The 24,855-nt window shown below is 49.5% G+C and carries 27 protein-coding genes; 10 read left to right on the forward strand and 17 right to left on the reverse strand.

From position 1 onward, the window contains the following. Positions 1-20 precede the first annotated feature (20 nt). From kdsB to pyrF, 6 genes are all read left to right on the forward strand, one after another. Entirely contained in the window at positions 21-761 is a 741-nt protein-coding gene (gene kdsB, locus DYH27_RS11555; protein WP_025067580.1) for a 3-deoxy-manno-octulosonate cytidylyltransferase, read from the forward strand. Positions 762-872: 111 nt separating this feature from the next. Further along, the gene (locus DYH27_RS11560) at positions 873-1,349 is read left to right on the forward strand and encodes an energy transducer TonB (protein ID WP_025067581.1); all 477 of its coding nucleotides are present in this window, start codon (positions 873-875) and stop codon (positions 1,347-1,349) included. 131 nt (positions 1,350-1,480) lie between these two features. After that, entirely contained in the window at positions 1,481-2,644 is a 1,164-nt protein-coding gene (locus DYH27_RS11565; RefSeq protein WP_025067582.1) for an AIR synthase-related protein, read from the forward strand. Positions 2,645-2,648: 4 nt separating this feature from the next. Next, positions 2,649-3,605, forward strand: coding sequence for a membrane protein (locus tag DYH27_RS11570; RefSeq protein WP_025067583.1), 957 nt, complete (start codon positions 2,649-2,651; stop codon positions 3,603-3,605). Positions 3,606-3,624: 19 nt separating this feature from the next. Beyond that, positions 3,625-4,737, forward strand: a complete 1,113-nt coding sequence (gene prfA, locus DYH27_RS11575; protein WP_025067584.1) for a peptide chain release factor 1 — start codon at positions 3,625-3,627, stop codon at positions 4,735-4,737. 184 nt (positions 4,738-4,921) lie between these two features. Further along, positions 4,922-5,749: an orotidine-5'-phosphate decarboxylase gene (gene pyrF, locus DYH27_RS11580; protein ID WP_025067585.1), complete on the forward strand. Its 828-nt coding sequence runs from the start codon at positions 4,922-4,924 to the stop codon at positions 5,747-5,749. Between the two features lie 504 nt (positions 5,750-6,253). On the opposite strand, the gene dapA is transcribed toward pyrF, so the two are convergent. The 4 genes from dapA to DYH27_RS11605 all read right to left on the reverse strand — a co-directional run bounded on the left by dapA (position 6,254) and on the right by DYH27_RS11605 (position 10,610). Beyond that, positions 6,254-7,138, reverse strand: a complete 885-nt coding sequence (gene dapA, locus DYH27_RS11590; protein ID WP_025067586.1) for a 4-hydroxy-tetrahydrodipicolinate synthase — start codon at positions 7,136-7,138, stop codon at positions 6,254-6,256. 202 nt (positions 7,139-7,340) lie between these two features. Next, entirely contained in the window at positions 7,341-8,267 is a 927-nt protein-coding gene (locus DYH27_RS11595; protein ID WP_013672103.1) for an EamA family transporter, read from the reverse strand. 12 nt (positions 8,268-8,279) lie between these two features. Then, entirely contained in the window at positions 8,280-9,041 is a 762-nt protein-coding gene (gene truA, locus DYH27_RS11600; RefSeq protein WP_029216531.1) for a tRNA pseudouridine(38-40) synthase TruA, read from the reverse strand. A 24-nt stretch (positions 9,042-9,065) separates the two neighbouring features. Then, positions 9,066-10,610, reverse strand: a complete 1,545-nt coding sequence (locus DYH27_RS11605; protein WP_025067587.1) for a ComEC/Rec2 family competence protein — start codon at positions 10,608-10,610, stop codon at positions 9,066-9,068. 108 nt (positions 10,611-10,718) lie between these two features. Here DYH27_RS11605 and DYH27_RS11610 point away from each other — a divergent pair, with 108 nt between their 5' ends. Further along, positions 10,719-11,558: an EFR1 family ferrodoxin gene (locus DYH27_RS11610; RefSeq protein ID WP_025067588.1), complete on the forward strand. Its 840-nt coding sequence runs from the start codon at positions 10,719-10,721 to the stop codon at positions 11,556-11,558. 92 nt (positions 11,559-11,650) lie between these two features. On the opposite strand, the gene DYH27_RS11615 is transcribed toward DYH27_RS11610, so the two are convergent. The 11 genes from DYH27_RS11615 to tamL all read right to left on the reverse strand — a co-directional run bounded on the left by DYH27_RS11615 (position 11,651) and on the right by tamL (position 20,048). After that, a complete protein-coding gene (locus DYH27_RS11615) occupies positions 11,651-11,809 on the reverse strand; it encodes a DUF4295 domain-containing protein (protein ID WP_004353501.1) in 159 nt (52 codons plus the stop codon). A 45-nt stretch (positions 11,810-11,854) separates the two neighbouring features. Continuing rightward, the gene (gene rpmG / locus DYH27_RS11620; protein ID WP_004353469.1) at positions 11,855-12,043 is read right to left on the reverse strand and encodes a 50S ribosomal protein L33; all 189 of its coding nucleotides are present in this window, start codon (positions 12,041-12,043) and stop codon (positions 11,855-11,857) included. Positions 12,044-12,048: 5 nt separating this feature from the next. Continuing rightward, a complete protein-coding gene (gene rpmB, locus DYH27_RS11625) occupies positions 12,049-12,312 on the reverse strand; it encodes a 50S ribosomal protein L28 (RefSeq protein WP_004353458.1) in 264 nt (87 codons plus the stop codon). A 125-nt stretch (positions 12,313-12,437) separates the two neighbouring features. Further along, on the reverse strand, positions 12,438-12,941 hold the full coding sequence (locus DYH27_RS11630) for a CinA family protein (RefSeq protein WP_004353449.1): 504 nt from the start codon (positions 12,939-12,941) through the stop codon (positions 12,438-12,440). Positions 12,942-12,975: 34 nt separating this feature from the next. Beyond that, complete coding sequence (tsaD, locus tag DYH27_RS11635) at positions 12,976-14,007, reverse strand: tRNA (adenosine(37)-N6)-threonylcarbamoyltransferase complex transferase subunit TsaD (protein ID WP_025067589.1); 1,032 nt, start codon at positions 14,005-14,007, stop codon at positions 12,976-12,978. A gap of 65 nt (positions 14,008-14,072) precedes the next feature. Next, a complete protein-coding gene (map, locus tag DYH27_RS11640) occupies positions 14,073-14,936 on the reverse strand; it encodes a type I methionyl aminopeptidase (protein ID WP_025067590.1) in 864 nt (287 codons plus the stop codon). A 409-nt stretch (positions 14,937-15,345) separates the two neighbouring features. Then, entirely contained in the window at positions 15,346-15,825 is a 480-nt protein-coding gene (gene smpB / locus DYH27_RS11645; protein ID WP_013672099.1) for an SsrA-binding protein SmpB, read from the reverse strand. Next, positions 15,822-16,328 carry a DMP19 family protein gene (locus tag DYH27_RS11650; RefSeq protein WP_025067591.1) on the reverse strand — a complete coding sequence of 169 codons (507 nt, stop codon included), beginning with the start codon at positions 16,326-16,328 and terminating at the stop codon, positions 15,822-15,824. Before DYH27_RS11650 ends, smpB begins: the two co-directional genes overlap by 4 nt. A 152-nt stretch (positions 16,329-16,480) precedes the next feature. Next, on the reverse strand, positions 16,481-16,645 hold the full coding sequence (gene rd, locus DYH27_RS11655) for a rubredoxin (RefSeq protein ID WP_004353445.1): 165 nt from the start codon (positions 16,643-16,645) through the stop codon (positions 16,481-16,483). Positions 16,646-16,863: 218 nt separating this feature from the next. Next, complete coding sequence (locus tag DYH27_RS11660; RefSeq protein WP_025067592.1) at positions 16,864-17,664, reverse strand: MBL fold metallo-hydrolase; 801 nt, start codon at positions 17,662-17,664, stop codon at positions 16,864-16,866. 119 nt (positions 17,665-17,783) lie between these two features. Further along, positions 17,784-20,048 carry a translocation and assembly module lipoprotein TamL gene (gene tamL, locus DYH27_RS11665; RefSeq protein WP_025067593.1) on the reverse strand — a complete coding sequence of 755 codons (2,265 nt, stop codon included), beginning with the start codon at positions 20,046-20,048 and terminating at the stop codon, positions 17,784-17,786. A 152-nt stretch (positions 20,049-20,200) separates the two neighbouring features. Between tamL and DYH27_RS11670 the strand changes: the two genes are divergently transcribed. Further along, positions 20,201-20,929: an RNA methyltransferase gene (locus tag DYH27_RS11670; RefSeq protein ID WP_025067594.1), complete on the forward strand. Its 729-nt coding sequence runs from the start codon at positions 20,201-20,203 to the stop codon at positions 20,927-20,929. A 49-nt stretch (positions 20,930-20,978) separates the two neighbouring features. Further along, entirely contained in the window at positions 20,979-22,025 is a 1,047-nt protein-coding gene (gene hisC, locus DYH27_RS11675) for a histidinol-phosphate transaminase (RefSeq protein WP_025067595.1), read from the forward strand. 107 nt (positions 22,026-22,132) lie between these two features. Here the strand turns inward: hisC and DYH27_RS11680 are convergent, their stop codons facing one another. Continuing rightward, on the reverse strand, positions 22,133-22,804 hold the full coding sequence (locus tag DYH27_RS11680) for a YggS family pyridoxal phosphate-dependent enzyme (protein ID WP_025067596.1): 672 nt from the start codon (positions 22,802-22,804) through the stop codon (positions 22,133-22,135). A 35-nt stretch (positions 22,805-22,839) separates the two neighbouring features. After that, positions 22,840-23,328 carry a DUF4494 domain-containing protein gene (locus DYH27_RS11685; protein ID WP_013672093.1) on the reverse strand — a complete coding sequence of 163 codons (489 nt, stop codon included), beginning with the start codon at positions 23,326-23,328 and terminating at the stop codon, positions 22,840-22,842. A 225-nt stretch (positions 23,329-23,553) separates the two neighbouring features. Here DYH27_RS11685 and DYH27_RS11690 point away from each other — a divergent pair, with 225 nt between their 5' ends. After that, positions 23,554-24,759 carry a pyridoxal phosphate-dependent aminotransferase gene (locus tag DYH27_RS11690; protein ID WP_025067597.1) on the forward strand — a complete coding sequence of 402 codons (1,206 nt, stop codon included), beginning with the start codon at positions 23,554-23,556 and terminating at the stop codon, positions 24,757-24,759. The last annotated feature ends 96 nt before the right edge of the window (positions 24,760-24,855 follow it).

A 24,855-nucleotide genomic window follows, 5' to 3' on the forward strand; every position in this document is an offset into this window, starting at 1 on the left:
TTAAAAGGATAAAGGAATCTATGGAATTTATCGGAATTATCCCGGCTCGCTACGGCTCTTCACGTTTTCCTGGAAAGCCTCTTGCAATGCTTGGAGGAAAGACCGTCATCGAGCACGTTTACAGACAAGTAAGCAGCGTGTTGACAGATGTCTATGTGGCCACAGACGATCCTCGTATTCAGAACGCCGTTGCAGCGTTCGGCGGAAAGTCCGTAATGACCCGTCCCGACCATAAAAGCGGTACGGACAGAATCTGCGAAGCACTCGATAAAATCGGTGGCAGCTTCGATGTTGTCATCAACATCCAGGGTGATGAACCTTTCATACAGAAAAGCCAGATTGAGACGGTCATGCAGTGTTTTGATGATTCACGCACACAGATTGCCACGCTGGGCAAGCCTTTTGAGACCATTGAGGCTGCACAGAATCCCAATTCGCCCAAAATAGTCCTCGACAACAATGGCTATGCCCTTTACTTCTCACGCTCCGTCATACCCTTTGTTCGGGGCAAGGCGACTTCGGAATGGCTTTCCACCTATCCTTTCCTCAAGCACATCGGGCTATATGCCTACCGCACAGAAGTGCTGCGTGAGGTGAGCCGTCTTCCGCAATCCTCGCTCGAACTGGCCGAAAGTCTCGAACAGCTGCGATGGCTGCAGAACGGTTATAAAATCAAGGTAGGTCTGACAGATGTAGAGACAATCGGCATTGATACGCCGGAAGACCTGCAACGGGCAGAGCGGCAATTGTCCGCCCTGTAAGCCGGAGGGCTGGTGTGTGGCAGATGATAGAAAGAAAAATATACGGTCTGTCCAGCTGATAATCAACAAATATTAACTACCTTTGCAAGGAGTTTTTAAACCCCATCGATAATGAAGAAATCAACCTTGACATTCCTGTTCCTTATGTCTGTTTTCGCAAGCATACAGGCACAAACCGCCGGGATGCCTGCCGATACCACCAAGATCTACCGTGTCATTGACAAGATGCCACAGTACCCGGGCGGACAGGGGGCACTGAGAGCCTTCCTCGTATCGAACCTTCACTATCCTGTGATAGCAGAGAAATCCGGAGTCCAGGGAAGAGTCGTCATGAAGTTTACTGTTGGAAAAGACGGGAGTATCAGGAATTTGTCGGCAGCAGATTGCAAAATCACAGATTATGACAAAAAGGTTTTCAACAGACTGACGGCTGGTGAACAGGAAAGACTTAGAAAAGCATGTGCCAAGGGATTTGCGAAAGAAGCCGTACGTGTCGTTCGGGCAATGCCGAAATGGGAACCAGCCGAGATGGATGGGGAAAAAGTAGACGTAGCGTTCAGCCTGCCGGTCAGTTTCAGACTCAAATAGATCAAACATCTGACAGAGACAGATGCGTCTCCCTCCCCACAAAAGACAAGGAACAGGAAACCATACAGTTACTCGGATGGCATCCCATGCGCCCAACGGATAAACACTCCTTGAACAACTACTATTCAATTATGAACAACAGATATATGATGCGTGGCGTAAGTGCTGCCAAGGAAGATGTACACAACGCCATCAAGAACATTGACAAAGGTCTCTATCCGCAGGCTTTCTGCAAGATTATCCCTGACATACTCGGTGGCGACCCGGAGTATTGCAACATCATGCACGCTGACGGAGCCGGCACGAAGTCGTCACTCGCTTATATGTACTGGAAGGAGACCGGGGACATCAGCGTATGGCGCGGCATCGCACAGGACGCCATCGTCATGAATACGGACGACCTGCTCTGTGTGGGGGCGGTAGACAATATCCTGGTCAGCTCCACCATCGGCCGCAACAAGCTGCTTGTGCCGGGCGAAGTAATATCTGCCATCATCAATGGTACCGACGAACTCCTGGCTGATATGCGCAGGATGGGAATCGGCATCTATCCTACGGGGGGCGAGACAGCCGATGTGGGCGATCTTGTCCGCACGATTATCGTGGACTCGACGGTCACTTGCCGTATGCGCCGCAAGGACGTGATCGACAATGCAAACATCCGTCCGGGCGATGTGATCGTCGGTCTTTCGTCGACCGGACAGGCGACATACGAGACCCGTTACAATGGCGGCATGGGCAGCAACGGACTGACCTCCGCACGTCATGATGTCTTTGCCAGGTATCTTGCAGAGAAGTTCCCGGAGAGTTACGACCATGCTGTTCCCCAAGAACTGGTCTACAGCGGCAAATACAGACTGACCGATGCCGTTGAAGGCTGTCCGGTCAATGCAGGAGAACTGGTCCTCTCTCCCACGCGCACCTATGCACCGGTCATCAGGCGGCTGCTGGACGAACTGCGCCCCGAGGTGCATGGAATGGTACACTGCACAGGCGGCGCGCAGACGAAGGTCTTGCATTTCGTTGGGGACAACTGCCGCGTCGTCAAGGACAATATGTTCCCAGTCCCTCCGCTCTTCCATGCCATCAAAGACTGCAGCGGAACTGACTGGAAAGAGATGTACCAGGTATTCAACATGGGGCATCGCATGGAGATATATGTCCGGCCGGAGGTGGCCGGACAGGTCATTGCCATCAGCAAGTCATTCAACATCGACGCTCAGGTCATCGGACATATTGAAGAAGGCAAACGCAGCCTGACCATCAAGAGCGAGTTCGGAAACTTCGATTATTAAAGCCATGACTATAAAGGATGCCATATTACTGAGCCTGGAAGATTTTCCCAATGGTGCAACAAGTCGTGAGGTATATGAGAATATCCTCCAGAGACGTATCTTTGAATTCAACAAGGAGGCAAAGACACCCGATGCGACAACCTGTGCACAATTGACAACAATGGTGAAACATGGGGATGTCCGCATTAAACGTTTTAAGAACGATAAAAATGTTTATTGTTACCTCCTCTGCAAGTATTCTTCCAGTTCAGAGAATACTGTTACGACACAGCCTTCTCCCATGAGAACAAAAGCCAGCTTTCATGAAAGGGACTTGCATCCTCTTCTCTGCAGTTATCTCAATTACAGAGGAATTATGGCAAAGACCATCTTTCATGAGAAGTCTACAAAAGCTGAAGATCATCAGAAGTGGGTACATCCTGACATAATCGGAGTAAAATTCACCGGGCAGAAGAATTCTATCTGCAACTCACTCTTCAAAGCATTAAACAAGAACGATTCCCTGTGCCTGTACTCTTATGAATTAAAGCGCAGGATAGACAATGATTATGAGTTAAAGAAATGCTTCTTTCAGGCTGTATCAAACTCAAGCTGGGCCAATAAAGGGTATCTTGTCGCATTCGACATAAATGAAGACCTTAGAGAAGAACTCGCCCGCCTGAATCATTCTTTCGGTATAGGATTCATATTGCTCAAAGCCAACCCTTACGAGAGTCAGGTGTGGTTTGATGCAGTAGACAGACAGTTGGACTTCAGTACGATAGACAAACTATGCGAAATCAATGCGGACTTCAAGGAGTTCATTAGACTTGTAGAAGCAACGATGACGGCCGATGACAAACACTTCAATCCCTCTAAGGCTGCACTCAGTAATATATGTGATAAATTCCTCCTTGGTGATGGAGAAATACAACAATATTGCATAGAACACAAGATCCCGACAACAGACGAAGAAATATAATAACACAGAATAAATCAAAATGACAGATAACAACAATATCCTTCAGAAGCTCGACGGTCTTGAGGCCCGTTACGAGGAAGTATCTACGCTCATTACCGACCCGAGCGTCATTGCGGACCAGAAACGTTACGTAAAGCTGACAAAGGAATACAAGGATCTCGGCAACATCATGGATGCCCGGCGCCGTTACGTCAACTGTCTTACGACCATCAAGGAAGCAAAGGACATCATTGCCAACGAGAGCGATGCCGAAATGAAGGAGATGGCCCGTGAAGAGCTGTCAGAGAATGAGGAGCTGCAGCCGAAGATTGAAGAGGAAATCAAGTTCCTCCTTGTTCCGAAAGATCCGGAAGACGGCAAGAACGTACAGATGGAAATCCGTGGCGGTGCCGGCGGCGATGAGGCCGCATTGTTTGCCGGCGACCTTTTCAATATGTACAAGCGTTACTGTGACAAAAAGGGCTGGAAGCTGTCTGTCACTTCTGTGTCGGAAGGAGCCGTAGGCGGTTTCAAGGAGATTGACTTTGCGATTGAAGGCGAGAACGTGTACGGAACGTTGAAGTATGAATCCGGCGTTCACCGTGTGCAGCGGGTACCTGCAACCGAGACACAGGGGCGTATGCACACCTCTGCCGCAACAGTGGCCGTTTTGCCGGAGGCTGACAAGTTTGAGGTGAACATCAACGAGGGCGACATCAAGTGGGACACTTTCCGTTCCAGCGGTGCCGGCGGCCAGAACGTGAACAAGGTGGAATCCGGTGTCCGTCTGCGCTATCCGTGGAAGAATCCTAACACGGGGGAGGTCGAGGAGATTCTCATTGAATGTACCGAGACCCGTGACCAGCCGAAGAACAAGGAGCGTGCACTGAGCCGTCTGTACACATATATCTATGATCACGAGCATCAGAAGTATATCGACGATATTGCCAGCCGCCGCAAGACGCTTGTCTCTACGGGTGACCGCAGTGCAAAGATCCGGACCTACAACTTCCCGCAGGGCCGTGTTACCGACCACCGCATCGGCTTTACCACTCACGACCTCCAGGGGTTCATGAACGGTGATATCCAGGAGATGATTGATGCTCTAACGGTAGCAGAGAATGCAGAGAAACTGAAGGAAACAGAGTTATAAGATTTCAACCTATACAGCAGGGATATGCCGAACCGGCAAATGAAAGATGACCAGTAGGGACAGGCACCCTCGTCTATCCGACACACGTTGGAATGTGCGGACAGACGAGGGTGCCTGTCCCTATTGATTACTTACATGGACTTTGACGTGATTCCTTCACATAATATTTCATTAAACACTCAATATGAACAGACAGCAGCTTATCCACCAGATCTTCACGAAGAAAACCTTTCTTTGCGTCGGTCTCGACACAGACATCAGCAAGATTCCTGAACATCTGAAAAACGAGACTGATCCGATCTTCGCCTTCAACAAGGCAATCATTGATGCCACAGCCCCTTATTGCGTGGCCTATAAGCCCAACCTCGCTTTCTATGAAAGCTATGGACTGAAAGGCATGATGGCCTTTGAAAAGACCATCCAGTATCTGCAAAACCATTACTCCACACATTTCATCATTGCTGATGCCAAGCGTGGCGACATCGGCAATACCTCGAAGATGTATGCCCGGACATTCTTCGAGGAATACGACCTCGACTCTGTCACCGTCGCCCCCTACATGGGAGAAGACAGCGTGAAACCCTTCCTCGAGTATAACGGCAAATGGGTAATACTTCTGGCACTGACCAGCAACAAAGGCAGCCACGACTTCCAGCTGACGGAAGACAAGTCCGGCGAACGGCTCTTCGAGAAAGTGTTGAAGAAATCACAGGAATGGGGAACACCCGAGAATCTGATGTATGTCGTCGGTGCCACACAGGGCAGGATGTTCGAGGATATCCGCCGAATTGCCCCAGAGCATTTTCTCTTGGTGCCAGGTGTCGGGGCACAAGGAGGAAGTCTACAGGAAGTCTGCAAATACGGGATGACAAAGGACTGCGGTCTGCTTGTCAATTCGTCCCGCGGCATCATTTATGCCGGCAAGGGAACAGACTTTGCAGAAGTTGCTGCCCGGAAGGCCAGAGAAATGCGGGAAGAAATGGCCGTTGAACTGAATCGATCCGTCAGGTGAATTATGCAGTCAAGGAACTGGAAGAGGATGTGCATCCCAGACATAAGACCTTAGCAGAACAGCGAAGACTCAAGTTGAGAGCTGTAAAATATGTTTACAAAAAAGAAGTCCCTCTAATTTAGATTTCCGACTTATATGGATTTGCTTCTCACTTGTAACATACAGCAATCCAATCTGTTACAAATCAGTATGGAAAAGAGGCCTGAATGGAGGCCAACTAAGCCCCAGTAAGGCCCCAACTAAGCACCACTTGGACCTCAATTAATGCCTGTTAAGGATGCAGATAAGCCCCGCTTGAAATCAGGGACGATTTTATCTTTACAAAAGATAAGCCGATAGAATGCAAAGACAGGAGATAAGCCTTGATGTATGAAGGCTTATCTCCTGTCAATCTGATACCGTAGTAAAGTGAAAAAGCCACTATAAAAAGGCCGGTCTCATAACAACAGGTATGTGTCTGCATGAAACCCTTAGCAATATGCCTTGCAGCATATCGTCCCTGCTTCAGATTCTCATCCCCTTCAGAATATCATTCATTTTCTGCTTCGTTTCAATACGCGTCGGAACTAAAGGAAGACGCAGAACATTCTCGATCATCCCCATGTCATTCAGCAAAGCCTTGCAGCCTGCCGGGTTTCCATCGACAAAGAGCAGTTTATAAAGTTCCGTAAACTGATGATGTATCTTGCGCGCAGGCTCATACTCACCGTTGAATTCCAGACGGATCATACGTGAGAACTCCTTGGGAAGTGCGTTGCCGATAACCGAGATGACACCAACTGCACCGCTTGCAATCATTGGGAAGGTCAGCGCGTCGTCACCGCTGATCACCTCAAAATGTTTCGGTTTGTTCTTGATGATTTCATCCACCTGCTCAAGACAACCGGATGCTTCTTTTATGGCTACTACATTTTCAAACGCCGAAGCAATACGGACAGTCGTCTCCGCAGTCATGTTCACCCCCGTGCGACCCGGCACATTGTACATTACAACCGGCAGCGGGCTGACCTGTGCAATTGCCTTGAAATGCCGGAACAACCCTTCCTGGCTTGGCTTGTTGTAATAGGGACAGATGCTCAGGATTCCGTCAATACCACTCCAGTCCGTGGCTTTGATTTCGTCTACGACGGCCTCAGTATTGTTTCCACCACAATACTTCAGAATCGGTACACGTCCATTGACCAATCGTTTTATCACGGCAGTCAGCTCGTTTTTTTCAGCCTGCGTCAGGCAGGGAGCCTCACCTGTCGTAGCAAGGATACAGAAGAAATCGGCACCATTGTCCAGCTGATATTCAACCAGTCTTACAAGTGCATCATAATCTATACTGCCATCTTCCTTGAATGGAGTTATCAATGCTATACCTAAACCATGAAAAACATTCTGCATAGTAATTTATCGTCTTTAAAAGACGCACAGTAAAGACTCCCCGGGGAGCAAATGCGCAGTCCTGTTCGTATTCTGACACCCAGAGAGCGTCTGTCAATATCGTTGCAAATATAGCAAATTATTGCCAATCATCAAAGACTTTTGTACTTTATCTTCAAGGGCAGGGGGACAACCGGTCCAACCCGGCTCACAGCCTGTCACATTAGTATGATCCTATCCAAAGGCATATCATTCCAAGAAGAACGAAACACAGGTCGATTGCCTTTGCCTTCAGGTTCTTTTCCCTGAACAGCAATGCACCGCAAAGGAAAGAGACAATTACTGACCCTCGGCGTACCATCGATACGATGGAAATCATCGCACCAGGCATTGACAGTGCATAGAAGTAGGCGAAATCTGCCATCGAAAGGAAAAGGGAAATGAGGAGAACTGACCATTTCCACTTGAAAGGTGTATGAGCCGCCTTGCTGCCATGCCTTCTCACCTTATATATTATGAATACCGCTGCCATCATCAGGCATTGATAGATGTTGTACCAGCTTTGCGCCATCATGCGGTCAAGTCCTACTCCGCCGTTCTCAGGACTTGCCATCAGATACTTGTCGAGCAGACCGCTGCACGTTCCCGTCAATGCTGCCAGCACAAGGAAGCATATCCACTTGTTGTGGCTGAAGTCAATGCCTTCTTTCCGGCCGCTTCGCGCAAGCAGGAACAAAGAAACCACTGCAAGAACGACACCGGCCCACTGCCAGCCGTTCAGCCGTTCTCCAAATACGGCCATTGCTCCCACAAGCGTCATCACCGGACGTGTGGCATTGACGGGACCGACAATCGTCAAGGGGAGATGTGCTATGGCGAAATAGCCGAATACCCATGACAGCAGAACAATCATGCTCTTCAGCAGGATCCAACGGTGCATCTCCCAGCCGCCGGACCCGACATGGAAGATACTGCCATCAAGCACACGAGTGTCCTGTGACAGCAGAATCAACGGCAGAAATATAGCCGAACAAAAGAGGGTGTTGAGAAACAGCACGGGTATGACATCGTTCCCACGCAGAGAGTACTTCTTCGATGTGTCATAGAATCCCAGCAGAGCTGCCGAGACAAAAGCCAGTAAAACCCACATGAAAGCGTTGTTTTAGTATTTTATATCCCAAAGGAAGAGTGCATTTCCGGGCATACTTTCGCCGGCATCACTTCTTGTTCCTCCGTCTACAATCTGCCTGAAGTCAGCCAGAGACAATCGCCCTCTCCCTACATCGACCAGAGTCCCGACAACCGCACGCACCATATTGCGAAGAAAACGGTTGGCAGTAATCACAAAACACCAGTTGGCGATTGTACTCCCCGAGGACAAGGAAAGCCCGTCCCCGGAAGGTATCCAACGTGCTTCCGTCAAATTACAAAAGGTGGTTTTTACGTCTGCACCAGCCTTGCAGAAACATTTGAAGTCCTTCTCCCCTATCAGATAAGAAGCAGCCTCATTCATCTTGTCGAAGTCAAGCGGGTAATGTATCTCACATGAGTACCGGCGCGAAAAGGGTTGTTTTCCGGTATGGATATAATAGTGGTAGGTTCTTGATACAGCTGAGAAACGAGCATGAAGATCCGCACTGACGGCCTTGATTCTGCTCACAGAGACATCACGAGGCAGCAGACGGTTCATCTTGTAAACAAGCTGTTCGCTGTCGAACGGCTGTGCCGTATCGAAATGTGCCACCATCATCCGTCCATGCACACCGGCATCCGTACGGCCGGCGCCTGTTACGGTGATTGTCTCTTTCAGCAGGATAGACAACGAGCGTTCAAGGACTTCCTGTACAGAAATACCGTTCGGCTGGATCTGCCAGCCATGGTACGCCGTCCCGTCGTATGACAGGGTGATAAAGTATCGTTGCATAATCATGTGCAAATTTACGAAAAATTACCTGAAATCTGTCTTTCCGGCAAGAAAACTCCATAACAACCACACACCCATCAGCATGGCATAATATACAGCCAGCTGGAAGAGAGTAACGTGCAGGTTTCCGATACTTGCCCAGGGAAAAGATGCAAGCCAGTGAAGTGCCGTGTCCTGACAGTAGACCAGTTGTCCGGCCATTTGACCGAAAAAGGATGAAAGAACCGGAAAAGGAGAGAGGATCAGCATGAAGACGGATGACCAGATAATCATCATCGTCCCTGGTACAGCGATGAGGCTGCCGGGGATGAAAACCGTAGAGAAACGGCAGAAATAAAAAGCTATCAGCGGGGCTGTCCCCAACTGTGCGGCAACCGATACCGCCGTCATCCCCCATAACCACCTGCCTGCGGCACAATGCTTCAGATACCGGGAAGACAGAGTCTGATACAGGAGCGGATAGAACAGCAGTATCGACCACACGGAAACGAAAGACAGCTGGAAGCCAATATCGAAAAGGCTGAGAGGATTGCAGAAAAGCATAATGACCGCTGTCAGAGCCAGCGTATTCACCGAAAGCCGGTCTCTGTTCAGAAGACTGACAAACGAATAGATTGACAACATCATAGCAGAACGGACCACAGAGGAAGACATTCCGACCAATACGACATAACTCCACACTGCAAAGAGCACGGTTAGCTCACTGATTCCTTTCCGCCGAAGTCCCGGCAGCAAGCGTTCAACCCGCCCCAGCAGAAGCATCAGCAGCCCATAGACAACCGTCAGATGCAGTCCAGACAAGGCAAGCACATGACTTGCACCGGTGATGGAATAATCCTCCTTCAGCTCTTTGCCAAGCAGGTGCCTGTCACCCAGCGTCATGGCGGTCACAACAGCCAGGGCGTCCCCCTCAAGATTGTCAGTCAACTTCTTCATGAGTTTCTGCCTGCATATAGCAGCCGTCAGGAGCGACCTCTGGAAAAAACTCATTGGATGAAGATTCACCTTTTTCTTCCGCCATTGGTCAGGGCAGATGAATGTTTCCGCAGAAAAACCGTGCAGTCTCAACCATCGGGCATAATCGAATGTCGCATACGAAAAGTTCATAGGCTTCTCCAGATAAGCCATGGCCTCTATGCCATCACCCGTGTGCAGGGACCGGTAACGATTCGTCAATGTGTCACGAAGGAAGGAGGCTTTGACCTTCAGCAGGCCGTTTCTCCTTATAACCATCAGATCCGTCTGAACAACTTTTCCATGGATAACCGGCTCGGAAAGAAGAACTGCATTGAATCCGGCAATACGTTCCGGCAGTTTCACCTGCATAGACAGCTGCCGATCAGCTACCAATGCAGCTCCCGTCATAAAGACTGCAACGAGCAGCAGCAGACTTTGGATGTACTTCCGATGCCGCATGACAGATGCCGCAATGACCATACCGACGGCCATCGCCCACCACCACACCGGTCCGACCTTATCCACGACTGCATCGCCCACGGCAATACCCAGCGACAGAGGTACAAGCAGCTTTACTGCGGGATACATCAGCAGGTCCATTTTCCGTTTCATAGCATCATGCTTTCACGTACCAGCTGCAAAAGTAATAAAAAGAAACGAAACGGCAAGGATAACTCTCCTAATCTTGCAGGAACAGCAGATTATAAGTATCTTTGCCGCATGATATTCTACTTTTCAGGTACAGGCAACAGCCAATGGGCTGCAAAGATGCTGGCAGCAGAAACCGGCGACACACTTGTCTCCATTCCGGATGTACTCGAAAGCGAATGCTGCTTCGACTTAAAAAGCGACGAACACGTAGGCTTCATCTTTCCGATACACGGCTGGAGAGTACCCCGCATCATAAGGGAATTCCTGGACAGGCTATCGTTCAGGACGGCAGAAGACGGTACCGGCTGCACCAGACATTATTGCTTCTGTCTTGTCACAGCCGGGGACTCCATCGGTAAAGCCATGGAGTGTTTCCAGCGGCAACTCATATCCATACCGGCCGGACGGTCACTGACGTTAGAAGCAGTAGGTTCCCTGGTCATGCCAGAGTCGTATGTCGGTCTGCCCAGCATGGATGTAGATACAAAAGAAAGGGAATCCATCAAGAAAAAGACGGCGGCAAAAGAGTTGAAGCAGTTTTCCCAAGCTATCAGAGGGCATCTTTGCAGCATGAAAGGGAAACCATGGGGATGGGAAAGGCTGAAACGAGGCCCGATACCCTCTTTCTTTTCAGGTCCGGTCGGAGAGTTCTTCGAACGTTTCCTTATCACCGACACTCCCTTTCATGTGGACAGCAGCCGGTGTGTCAGATGCGGAATCTGTGCCAACGTCTGTCCCGTAACCGACATAAAAGGAGGATTGGGCTGTGAGCCGGAGTGGATGCACAACGGTAAATGTCTTACCTGCTTCTCCTGCTACCATCACTGTCCACACCATGCCATCGAATACGGAAAACGCACGAAGAAAAAAGGACAATACTTCTATAACAGGAACAAGCTATACCCCTGACACCCCTCCCGCCATCATGAGGTCTGCCGTACAGGCATAAAAAAACTGTAGACAATATGCCTACAGCTTCTTTTATTTTATCTCTATCGAAATCAATTCTTAAAGAAATCCTTGACGGCCTCATTGGGAACCATCTGCTCATCGAAAATATAAGCACCGGTCTTGGGGCTTCTTACCATCTTGATAACCTTTGAATATGCGCGACCATCCGATGAACCTTCATGGAGGGTAGCGACCGCTTTCTTTGCCATGGTCTGTCTTTTTTAACTATTAACTATACTCTTTTGTGAGCGAGCTTACTTGATCTCCTTGTGAAGAGTCATCTTCTTGAGAACAGGATTGTACTTCATGAGCTCAAGACGCTCAGGAGTATTCTTACGATTCTTTGTAGTCACGTAACGGCTTGTACCAGCCAGTCCGCTGTTCTTCATCTCGGTACATTCCAAGATAACCTGGACTCTGTTTCCTTTAGCTTTCTTTGCCATGATATTTAGTCTCCTATTACCTTAATGTCCTTCCAGTCAACATAGCCCTTGGAAACAGCCTGCTTGAGCGCTGCATCAAGACCCATCTTATTAATAAGACGAAGACCAGCAGCACTGATCTTCAGCTCAATCCAGCAGCCCTCTTCTACGTAGTAGAATTTTTTGCTGAAGAGGTTTACATCAAAGCTTCTCTTTGTGCGGTGCTTTGAGTGAGACACATTACAACCGATCTGTGCCTTCTTTCCTGTGATTTGACAAATCTTAGACATTTCTATCTTTGTTTTGTGATTCGTTAATTGATACCTATTCCAAACAGGGTGCAAAATTACAAAAAGATTTCAAATAGACAAAACTTTCTCTATGATAATTGCTTATTTTAATCTTTTTTGCAGGTTCATTCTGATTTTATGTCCATGTCTTTCAGGAAATCAAGCATCAGTCGGATGGCTTTGTTGGTGGCAATGGCGAGGTTGATGTCCCGGCCGAAGTCCTCGGTCAGTTTGAATGTCCTCACCTCTTCCCTGTTGCCGTAAGCCAGCCAGATTGTGCCGACGGGAGCCTCTTTTGTTCCGCCGCCGGGACCGGCATAACCTGTCGAGGCGATGGCGAAATCCACGCCGATGGCATTGAGGGTGCCAAGGACCATCTCGCGTGCGACTTCTTCGGAAACGGCTGTCTGCTCCTCGAGCACTTCGCTGGATACGCCGAGAAGTTTCACCTTTACCTCATCGGTATAGGCGACAATACCGCCCTTATAATAATCGGAAGAGCCCGGAATGGCGATGATCGCCTCGCTGATGCGTCCTCCCGTACAGCTTTCGGCTGTACCGATTGTCAGTCCTGAGGCATAGAGGATGTCGCCTATCTGGCGGGATATAATCTTACTTTCAAAATCCATAATTCAATTTTTATAAAGGAGTGACTGTATGTTGTTACTCGAAAGTTACCTTGCTGAAGACAGGAATGTCCATCTGCGTGAAATCCCCGTCCCTGTATTTGAATGTCCCGACGCAGGCTATCATCGCAGCATTGTCGGTCGTATAACTGAACTTCGGAATGTAAATCGTCCAGCCATAACGCCCGGCATGGTCACGGAAGGCATTGCGCAGACCATTGTTGGCAGAAACGCCGCCGGCAACGGCTACATGCCTGATACCCGTCTGCTTGACGGCCATGCGCAGTTTCTTCATGAGAATGTCCACGATGGCATGTTCCAGACTGGCTGCGATGTCTTCCTTGTGATGCTCGATGAAATCGGGATCGTCCTGTACCCATTTCCTCATGTTGTACAAGAACGAAGTCTTGAGACCTGAAAAGGAATAATCGAAGCCGGCGACATTCGGCTCGGCAAACTTATAGGCCAGCGGATTCCCCTGCCGTGCGAGCCTGTCGATAACAGGACCACCCGGATAGCCCAGCCCCATGACTTTCGAGCACTTGTCAATCGCTTCACCGGCCGCATCGTCGATTGTCTGGCCGAGTACTTCCATGTCGTTATAGGCATTTACCTTTACAATCTGGGAATTACCGCCGGAAACCAGCAGGCAGATGAAAGGGAACGGCGGCATATGGCTGTCGTCTTCGCTTTCCTTGATGAAATGGGCCATGACGTGTCCCTGCAGATGGTTTACCTCGATCATGGGTATGTTCAGCGAACGTGCAAAACCCTTGGCGAAATTGACACCGACCAGCAGACTGCCCATCAGTCCCGGCCCGCGTGTGAAGGCGACGGCCGAAAGCTGTTCCTTTGCGATGCCTGCACGTTTCAGAGCCTGGTCAACCACAGGTACTACATTCTGCTGGTGTGCCCTTGATGCAAGTTCGGGGACGACACCGCCATAAGCCTTGTGTACATCCTGCGAGGCCGTCACATTGCTCTGAATGACATTATTCTTCAGTACAGCCGCACTGGTATCGTCACAGCTGCTCTCTATACCTAATATGTAAATATCTTTCTTTTCCATTGTCGTCATTGATCTGATGGTGGCAGAGCCGGACCACATGACTCGTGCAGCCCCGCCCCTTCTCGCTAATGCGTCAGGATTTCCACCCCATGTTCCGTCATAACGAAAGTATGTTCCCACTGGGCCGACGGAAGTTCGTCGGCGGTGATGACTTCCCATCCGTAGGGATCGTCGGCATCGATGAACACCTTCCAGGTTCCCATGTTGATCATCGGTTCAATGGTAAACACCATCCCCGGCACCAGCAGCATGCCCGTTCCCTTGTGACCATAATGGACCACATCGGGCTGTTCGTGGAAATCGAGGCCGACACCATGACCGCAGAGATCACGTACGACACCGTAGCCGTTCTTCTCCGCATGCTTCTGGACGGCATGGCCGATGTCTCCGACATAGGAGTACGGCTTTGCAGCCTCAGCTCCCAGGTCGAGGCACTCTCTGGCAACACGTACCAGCCGTTCTTTCTCCGGGGTCGTTTTTCCGCCGACGATGAACATACGGCTTGCATCAGCATAGTAGCCGTCAACTATCGTCGTCATGTCAACATTGATGATATCACCTTCCTGAAGCACATCCTCCGTCTTGGGAATACCGTGGCATACCACTTCGTTGATGCTCGTGCAGACGCTTTTCGGGTATCCTTCATAATTCAGGCAGGCAGGAACCGCATTGTGGTCCTTGCAGTATTGCATACAGATATCGTCAATCTCCTGTGTGTTCATCCCTACGTGGATAGCTTCGGCAACGGCATCCAGACAGCCCGTATTTACCACTCCGCTCTTGCGGATGCCTTCAATCTGCTCCGGCGTCTTGATAAGGTCGCGTGTCGGAACCAGTTTGCCCTTCTTTTCGAGAGCCATTATCTTCAGATCCATATCGGTAGGCTCCTGCCCTGGAAGACAGTGCCACCTTTTCTTTTTCAACTGCATAATACCTATATATTCGTTCTGCAAAATTACGATAATTAAAAGACAATACAAAATAAATCAAGCCCTTTTCTTGTACAGGGCATTGATCGGGCCGACTGACATGACCGCCCAGAGACAATGCTGTATGAAACTGTCCTTTACAGAGCTGCGAAGCGTTACAGAGGGCGATTGGATACAAGGAACGACATATTCTGACATTTCTTAAGCAGATCGCAGAAAGTTCCCAACCGTCTGGGAACAGTGTTCCCAACAGTCGGGACCTCTGTTCCCAATGCCTGGGAATCCCGTTCCCAGACGGTTAGGAAGACTTCGGCTGTGGCCAGGCTGTAACCTCGGATTGCAATACCCATGACACCGTCCGGATCCAGAAATTTTCCTTGATGTTATCCCGTAAACCCATCGGTCTTCTTTAATAATGTTTCCTTGCACGGTCCATTTCCCGCCGGTCTTCCTTTTCCTTCAACGTCTGTCGCTTGTCATACTCTTTCTTGCCTCGTGCCAGTGCAATATCCACCTTGGCACGCCCATGTTCGTCTATGAAAATCAACGTCGGGATGATGGTGAAGCCCGGGGTCTTCGATTCTGCCTCAAGGTTGCGTATCTCCTTGCGTGTCAGCAGCAGTTTACGGGGACGCCTGGCTTCATGATTGGCGTACGACCCGTAGAAATAAGGAGAAATGTTCATTCCCTGCACCCACATTTCTCCTTTGTTGATATAGCAGAAAGAATCGACCAGCGAAGCCTTCCCTGCACGGATCGACTTTATCTCTGTACCGGTAAGGACAATACCCGCCGTAAAAGTATCGACAAAGAAATACTCGAACGAGGCTTTCTTGTTCCTTATCTGTACAGGCGATTTCCTCCTTCTCTCTTGTTGTTCCTTGTTCATTCTTCAATCGTTGCAAAATTCTCAATATGGTCGTCAATATAAGCCGCAATCATTGCCGTCCATTGCTCTTCGTTGACGATGAACGCATCATCAAAATCATCGAACTCGGGCATCTGCTCGTACAGAGCCATGAAGTCGCTGTCGGAGACTACTGCCTCTATCGCCTCGTGATACTTCTCGTAATACTTCTTTGCATGGCGGATGTGTACATACAGCTCCCGCAGTCCCCAGTTACGCATGGCAACGGCAAAAGGATTCCTGAAGATAAAAGTTCCATAGCCATTGTAAATCAACTGGATGTAGCCGCCCTCCATCACCTCCTGGTGAAGATAGCTCCACGCCAGTAATGTAATCTGGTCAGCAGTAAGCTGCTGCATGGTCTCCAGTGTCAGACTGTTGCCTATTGCACTACTGATGGCATCAATGAAAACCTGGACAAAGCTGTCCATCCCCTCTTCTGCGGCTTTGCGTATATCGCTGTCTTTAACTTTCACGTCGGTCATAGCTGTTGTCTTACAAATTTTATAGCACTGCAAAGATAAGGCTTTTTATTGATTAAACACAAAGAGCCGTCTAAAAACAGAGCATATATGCCAAAAGAAAAAGTCTGCCCAGAATCCTGAGCAGACTTCTATGTTCTGAAATCTAAATCTGATTATTCGTCAACGGGCTTGAAATCATCCTTTCCTACACCGCACAGAGGGCAGACCCAATCATCTGGGATATCCTCAAAAGCCGTACCCGGCTCAATGCCGCCGTCTGGATCGCCTACCTCCGGGTCATAGATATACCCGCAGGTTTCACATTCGTATTTCTTCATAATGTTTTTGATGTTTATGATGTTAAATATTACCTTTGATTATTTATCGGACGCAAAGTTATAAGTATTCTGCAATAATTACAAGCTAAAACCGTTAAAAAATGTCATCTCCCGGTATCTGCTGCATACCGGACAGCAGCTGCCATGTTTGTCCGGCAGGAACAGGAAGGCGGTTTTTAGCGGTCTCATCCATCTTTTCGCACACGCTGTCCGGGTGTTCAGAGTTCAAACACCTCGCTCGGTATCTTGCGTTTCAGCACGTCAAGCATGAAGTCTTTCCCGGCAATGATGCCACTGTCACGCAGCACCGCCTCTATCGTCTTCTTCGCCAGTTCCGGATGATTGTTTTCATCACTCAGATGGCACAGCCACACATAGCGCAGAGCCGGGGAGGCATTCTCCACAAGTGCCTTCGCACAGGCTTCATTGCTCAGGTGTCCGTCGGGGCCGCTGATACGTTTCTTCAGATGGCGTGGATAAGGGCCTGCTTCCAGTTTCTCCGGTTCATGATTGGCTTCAATCACAAGATAATTTGAGATGGAAATATAATGGGCGATGTCTTCTGTGATGTGGCCGCAATCGGTCACCAAGGTGAAACGGATGCCACCGCACTCTATAGAGTAGCCCACACAGTCTGTGCTGTCGTGCGGAACACCGAAAGGAGTCACACGGAATGCCCCGATCATGATTTCCTTACCCTTTACCAGATTCTTTGCCAACTGGCTGTCGATTTTCCGTCTCACACACCAGTTCCGGCTGATGCCCCGATGGACATCTTCCGTAGTATATACCGGCAGATGCAGGTCGCCGCTGATGGAACCGACCGATTTCACATGGTCAGCATGGTCATGGGTGATAAGCACATTGTGGACCATGCTCAATTGCAGACCGTAGTTGTGGAAATGTTTCTTTAGAGAGCGAATACCGACACCGCAGTCAATCATCAGACAGTCGGTGCCTGTATAGAGAAGATAGCAATTACCGCTACTACCACTGCCGAAAGATAGAAATTTCAGCATTATCTTATTATTTTAGGCAAATGTAATAAAAGATTTTTGATAGGCAAAACCGTTGGTAACATTTGCCGAAAGTTTCACATTTATTTTATGAATAATTAAATATAACGGGCCTGGCGGTCTCAGAAAGGAAGTCCGACGGCAAAATGGAAAGTAAAGTCTCGCTTCATATTCGGATGCCACAGGGCATAATGCTCTTCCGTACTGGCATAGGCCGGATTGACAGCTTTCATACCGCCGTCGAAACGAAGGATGAAGTAATTGAAGTTCAAACGCAGTCCCAGTCCGTATGCCACAGCCAGCTGCTTGTAGAAGTCCTTGAAATGGAACTGGCCTCCCGGCTGCTCCGCATAATTACGGAGCGTCCAGATGTTTCCCGCATCGACAAAGACTGCACCGTCAAGTTTCCAGAAGAGATGCGTGCGGTATTCTGCATTGAGATCAAGTTTCATGTCACCCGTCTGGTTGATGAAGTCTATCCTTCCGTCAACACCACGGAACTTTCCTGGTCCCAGTTCCCTTACACTCCAGCCCCGGACAGAATTGGCGCCGCCCGAGAAATAGCGTTTCTCAAAGGGTAAGACCGTACTGTTCCCATAGGGGAAAGCAATGCCGATACCACCATGCAAAGCCAGGGAGTTGCGGTCGTCGAAGTGGAGTATCTGCGTGTAGTCAAAGTCGAACTTCGCATATTGTGCATAGGCTATGTTGAACAGTGTCCGCTTGCCCTGACTGTTCTCCTTGAACTTGAACACACTGCCCAATCCGTTCAAGACATTCCCGGCCAGTTCAGCCCATGCCCTGAAGGCATGGCTTGAACTGCTGTAATGCAGTCCGAAGCCCGTGCGCATGATGAACAGATCCTGGTAATTATACCGCAGAATGGCGTTGCGTGTCGTAGCATTGTCCAGATAGTCGCGCTTGAAGGTGTCACTGATCCACGGCATGTAGATATAGCTTAGGTCGAGGAGGTCGAAGTCGTAGGTAAGATGATGGACAGGATCTGCCCAATGGTATTTCCATGCTGAAGAGAATATCCTGCGGTAGAATTCCGGACGGTTCTGCAGATTCCAGCCCACAGAAACCTCCGAGGCGGCAGTACTTCTCCGCCTGAAATCCCTTGATATGAACGGAGCCAGGAAGCGCGGGAACTGCAGACGTGCCTGCACGCTGTACTCTTCGTAGTCACTGTTCTTGTAGCCTTCCAGCCCTTTGATGGCCTCGAAGGCGGCCCGAAGCTCCACACTTAAATGTTCACTCCCCCGGAAGAGATTGCGGTTCTGGTAAGACAGCACGGCCGCCGCCCCCAGGTCTCCGGCCGTATTCGTCCCCTCCGGCTGGAAAGAAATGGTGTTGGGCTTGTTGTTGGAAACCTGGATGTCGGCATCCAGATAATGTGTCGAGGAGGTCGTATAGGCAAACGACCTGCCGATAACCAGACTGTCGAAGCGGGGCGTCTCCCGGAAGTTGATGCCCGTGTAACGCACTGCACCGAGGCGCGAGAAGTTATTGTAAGTCTTCTGCAGGTCCGTCGCAGAGAAATACTTTCCTTTTTCAATCAGCGTGTTGTCTTCAAGCACACTCCTACGGAGATGGAAGCCCGTGGAATCGCCTGGAATGAAGTTGACCTTGTTGATGATGTAGCGTGGGTGAAGCGTCGGCCTGGCACTGCTGCTTTCAACATATTTCATCAGATGCAGCGTCACACTTACATGCTGTCTGCCTTGGGTGGAATCAGCTGTATAATAGATGAAATCCTTATGGAATCGATAGTAGCCGGAGTCATTGAGGATATGCGTAAGCCTTTTGCGTTCATCGTCCAGAGAGGTAACAGTAAACTGGTGCGGACGCTCCGTGTCTGACGAAAGATGGGGCGCAAGCACCTTTCTCACAACGGAGTCTTCTATATCATAATTGAAATGGTCGATGATATAAGGTTCTCCCGGATGAAGCCGGTAGATGGCGGTAAGTTTTTTCCCTTTGATTTTCCTGTCAAGTTCGACAGAGGCTTTCATGTAGCCCATATTCTGCATGGCGACTTTCAAGTCCTCACACGAAAGCCGTGCCTGGAGCGTGTCATACACCACAGGCTCCTCGCCCATCCTGCGCAATGTCCGGTTGATCCACTTCGTGGTGTCCTTCCCTGCCATGACGTATGTCCCCAATGGAATCTTGAAAAGTGAGAACCACCGGGAGTTGCCTTTCTGGCGTACATACTGCATTAAAAGCGAGGAATTGATGTCCTTACGGTCAGAACGCAGTTCGACCTTATCCAGAAGATACTTCCCCTCCGGAACCAGACTGCCTGATGAACACGCTATGATGACAAGTGTTGACAGGCATGAAAGAAACAGTGCGGCAACCTTATATAATCTTGAAAACAACATGGATAATCTGTATGATCTTATGCAAAAACTATGCAGACAGGACACAGAAGAGGACCCGCCTTCGTCCTGCCGGATGCAGCTAACTCATGCAAAGTTACTAAAAAGTTGAGAGTAACAGGCGGTGGATGGATAGTTTTTTGTAAATTTGCGAAGTGATATCAAAGAATAGAACAAAACTGATTCGTTCTCTCGAGACCAAGAAAGGCAGGGAGAAGGCTGGACTGTTTGTAGCAGAAGGGCCGAAAGTTGTCAGCGATCTGCTACACGGAGGATTCTTAGCAGAAGAGGTCCTGGAGGATATCGAGGATATCAGGAAGGTTTCTTTTCTCAAGCATCCACAATCGGTATTGGGCATCTTCAAAATGCCGGAAGAAGCTGATGAGACCTCCAAGGATTACTCCAAAACATTCCATGAACATATTGAGGGGCAGCTCGTACTTGCTCTCGACAGTGTGCAGGATCCCGGCAACCTTGGAACGATTATCCGGATAGCCGACTGGTTTGGGATTGATGACATATTCTGCTCCCATGAGACGGCAGACTGCTGGAATCCGAAAGTGGTACAGGCTACGATGGGAAGCATCGCAAGAGTGAAGCTGCACTACCTGGATCTGAACCTGCTGATAGATAATCTGCCGATCGACTATCCGGTCTATGCCACCCTCCTTGACGGGAAAAACCTCTATGCACAACCCCTCACGGCACACGGCATGATTGTAATGGGGAACGAAGGAAACGGAATAACTCCGTTGCTCAGGACGAAGATCAACCGCAAACTGTTGATTCCGAATTACCATGCCGGACGAGAGGCGGCAGAATCTCTGAATGTCGCTGTTGCCACATCCATTGTCTGTGCAGAGTTCAGAAGAAGACAAGGATAAACACCGGGCACCATGACACCTTTCCTTAAATAACCCTCAAAAGTTGTGTATGATAGATTTACAGAGATTAGTCAGACCGAACATCCTGAAGCTGTCCACCGGTTTCCATGCTGAAAGCGAAACCGACGGACAACCTTGCCGCATAGCCCTTGATGCCAATGAGAATCCGTACAACAAGCCCTTCAATCGCTACCCATCCGATTGCCAACGTGAACTCAAGGCGCAGCTCGCAAAGCTGAAAAGGGTTGCGGATAATGAGATTTTCCTCGGCAACGGGTCCACGGAAGCCATAGATTTATGTTACCGCATCTTCTGCCAGCCGCGAATCGACAATGTCGTAGCCATAGACCCCACCTGCCGACTGTACAGACAGTTCGCAGCTGTCAATGACATTGAATACCGGCCTGTTCCGTTATCCGACGATTTCCAGCTGGATGCTTCACAACTGCTCAAGGCCTGTAACGGACATACGAAGCTGGTATGGCTCTGCTCGCCCAATACACCGAGCGGGAATACACTTGACACGGAAGAAGTAGAAAAGGTGTTAAGGACATTCCACGGCATGGTAATCATCGACGAAGCCTACTCCGACTTCTCCCGCCGAAATCCCTTCCGCATACGGCTGGCCGAATTCCCCAACCTGATAGTCCTCAATACGTTTTCAAAGGCGTGGGGCGGAGCTGCCGTGCGGCTGGGCATGGCATTCGCACAGAATGCAGTCATCGACTTGTTCAACAAAGTGAAACCGCCTCACAACATCAGCCGGATGGCACAGGAGTGTGCGATTGACTTGCTCCGTCACCGTTATGACATAGAAGATTGGACAAAGATAATCCTGCTGGAACGGCAGCGTGTGATGAAAGCATTCGAAAGTCTGAACTGCTGCGAGAATGTTTATCCCTCCAGTGCCAACTTCTTTCTGGCACGGATGAAAAATGCCCGGAACGTGTACGGCTATCTTGCCGAAAAGGGCATCTGCGTATATGACTGTTCCCAGGAAGCATTATGCGAAGACTGCCTGCGGATTACCATAGGATCGAAGGCTGAAAATTCCGAAATCCTCGGGCTACTCAGATTCTACAGTCCTGCAGAATAAGTCCGGAAAATACCGGGACATATACGAATGCCCCTTCACACCGGTATGCGTCCCAGTGATAAGTCCGGTCCGGATACCCAACTCACAGAAGAAATAAGGAACAGAGACTAATAGACACGAGGACCGAAGATGGCTGTACCGACGCGGACCATGGTGGAACGGCATTCCACGGCAATCTCATAATCATGGCTCATGCCCCATGAACGCTCTTTGAACGCCGGATCATCCGCAAAGAATCTTGCCTTCAGCTCATCGAAAAGGTCAGCTGCCAAGGTCATCTCCCCTCTGATCTGACTGCGGTCGTCCACATTCGAAGCCATCATCATCAGCCCCGAGATGTGTACATTACGAAGTTCCTTCCATTCACCGTTTTCCAACAGTTCACGGCAGGCGGCAGGGGTGAAGCCATACTTGCTCTCCTCTTCTGCAATATGCAACTCCAGCAGGACATTGATGACGCGGCCGTACCTGGCCGCCTGTTTGTTGATCTCCTTCAACAGCTTCAGTGAATCAACGGCCTCTATCATCGAAATGTAAGGAGCGATATACTTTACCTTGTTCGTCTGGAGATGACCGATGAAATGCCACTCGATGTCCTTCGGCAGACTCTCCACCTTCCGTGCAAGCTCCTGTTCCTGGCTCTCGCCGAAGACACGCTGGCCCTCACGGTAGGCAGCCTCGATATATTCGACAGGATGGAACTTGCTGATGGCAACCAACCTCACACCATCAGGAAGACTCCCAAGCACTTCGCGTAAATTCTTTGCTACATCATACATAATCGTAAGCTCCTTTCCTTTATCGTTACGACCGGTTACTGCTCGAACTCCGGTTTTTCCTCTGCACCGCCCTTTCCGCCGGCACGATGTTCAAAGACATCCATGATCTTTGTTTCGGTAATGGCGGCAATCTCATAGTCTATCATGGTCGACTTCATGACCTCATCCACGTGCTTGACAGCGCCGTTCACAGAATGTGCCTGAACGAGATAGGTCACGGAAGAACGCCTTTCCTTCTCGGTCTTCTCGTCAATCGTGATAAACGAAAGCCTTGCCTTGAACCACTTGTCATCGGTGTCAACATCACTGAAGAAAATCTCGCCATAGACTGCCGGAGCAATTGCCTTCACATCAAACTCGCCACTCACATAATGCGACATCTCCTCCGTGATGAGTTCTTCAGCCTCGGAGAAGCTGAGGGCATCAACCACATACTGTTCTATGACCTTCTTGTTCTGACCGTCTTCCATGGTCTTGTCATATCTTACCCTTGTCTCAAACCACGTGCTTGTTCTACTTCTCATATTTGTCTTTCAGTTTTTAAGCCCTGTCCCCCTTCATCAGAAACATACGAAGAGAAACGCAAAAGGCGGTTTTTACAGCTGTGCAAAAGTAGTAAAAAATCTGCGTTAATCATCTAAATGTGCGGTTAAAATAAAAAAAATGTCTAACTTTGCATCATAAGTAAAGAATACAGGAGTCATCTCCTGCTACTCTCTCCTGCTATCAGGAGAACAAACAAAGTTATTATGCCGGAAATATCAGTTCGTGGCCTTGAAATGCCGGAGTCGCCTATAAGAAAGCTGGCTCCGCTTGGCGTTGCGGCAAAGAGCCGTGGTATAAAAGTCTACCATTTGAATATCGGTCAGCCAGATCTCCCCACACCACAATGCGGACTGGATGCCCTGAAGAAAATTGACCGCAGGCTGCTGGAGTATTCACCCTCGCAAGGCTTTCTTTCCTATAGGGAGAAGCTCTGCGGATTCTATAAGAAATTCAACATCAACGTCACGCCGGACGACATCATCATTACCGCCGGTGGGTCAGAAGCCGTGTTGTTTTCGTTCATGGCATGCCTGAATCCAGGCGACGAGATCATCGTTCCGGAACCGGCATACGCCAACTATATGGCATTTGCCATCTCGGCAGGTGCAAAGATCAAGACCATCGCAACCTCCATAGAGGAAGGCTTCGCTCTGCCCAAGGTAGAAAAGTTCGAAGAGCTGATCAACGAACGGACACGCGCCATCATGATCTGCAATCCGAACAATCCGACAGGCTATCTTTACACCCGGAGGGAAATGAACCAGATCCGTGACCTTGTGAAGAAATACGACCTTTATCTGTTTTCCGATGAGGTCTACCGTGAATACATCTACACGGGATCGCCCTACATCTCTGCCATGCACCTGCAGGGCATAGAGGACAACACCGTACTGATTGATTCCGTATCAAAGCGATACAGTGAGTGCGGCATCCGCATCGGCGCACTGATCACGAAGAACGAGGAAATACGGAAGGCGGTGATGAAGTTCTGTCAGGCCCGCCTCTCCCCGCCCCTGATCGGTCAGATTGTCGCCGAGGCAAGTCTCGATGCGCCGGAGTCCTACTACCGTGACATCTATGATGAGTACGTCGACCGTCGCAAATGTCTGATCGACGGACTGAACCGCATTCCCGGCGTCTACTCCCCCATCCCCATGGGTGCATTCTATACCGTAGCAAAGCTCCCTGTCGACGACTCGGAAAAGTTCTGCCGCTGGTGTCTCGACGAGTTCTGCTACGAGGGGGAGACGGTCATGATGGCACCGGCCAGCGGATTTTACACAACTCCCGGTGCCGGCCGCAACCAGGTACGTATCGCTTATGTGCTGAAACGTGAAGACCTGCAGCGTGCTCTGGTCGTATTGAAAAAGGCACTGGAAGCATATCCCGGACGAGTGGAAGAGGAGTGATGGCGGCGAACTTCGGGTGTTTTCCAGCACCGCCCCTCATTGTCTATTTCCATCCATCCCTGCTCATCATCGTTCATCCCGCCCCATTCCCCGACA

It is taken from the genome of Prevotella denticola, from assembly GCF_900454835.1.
Lineage (GTDB): Bacteria > Bacteroidota > Bacteroidia > Bacteroidales > Bacteroidaceae > Prevotella > Prevotella denticola.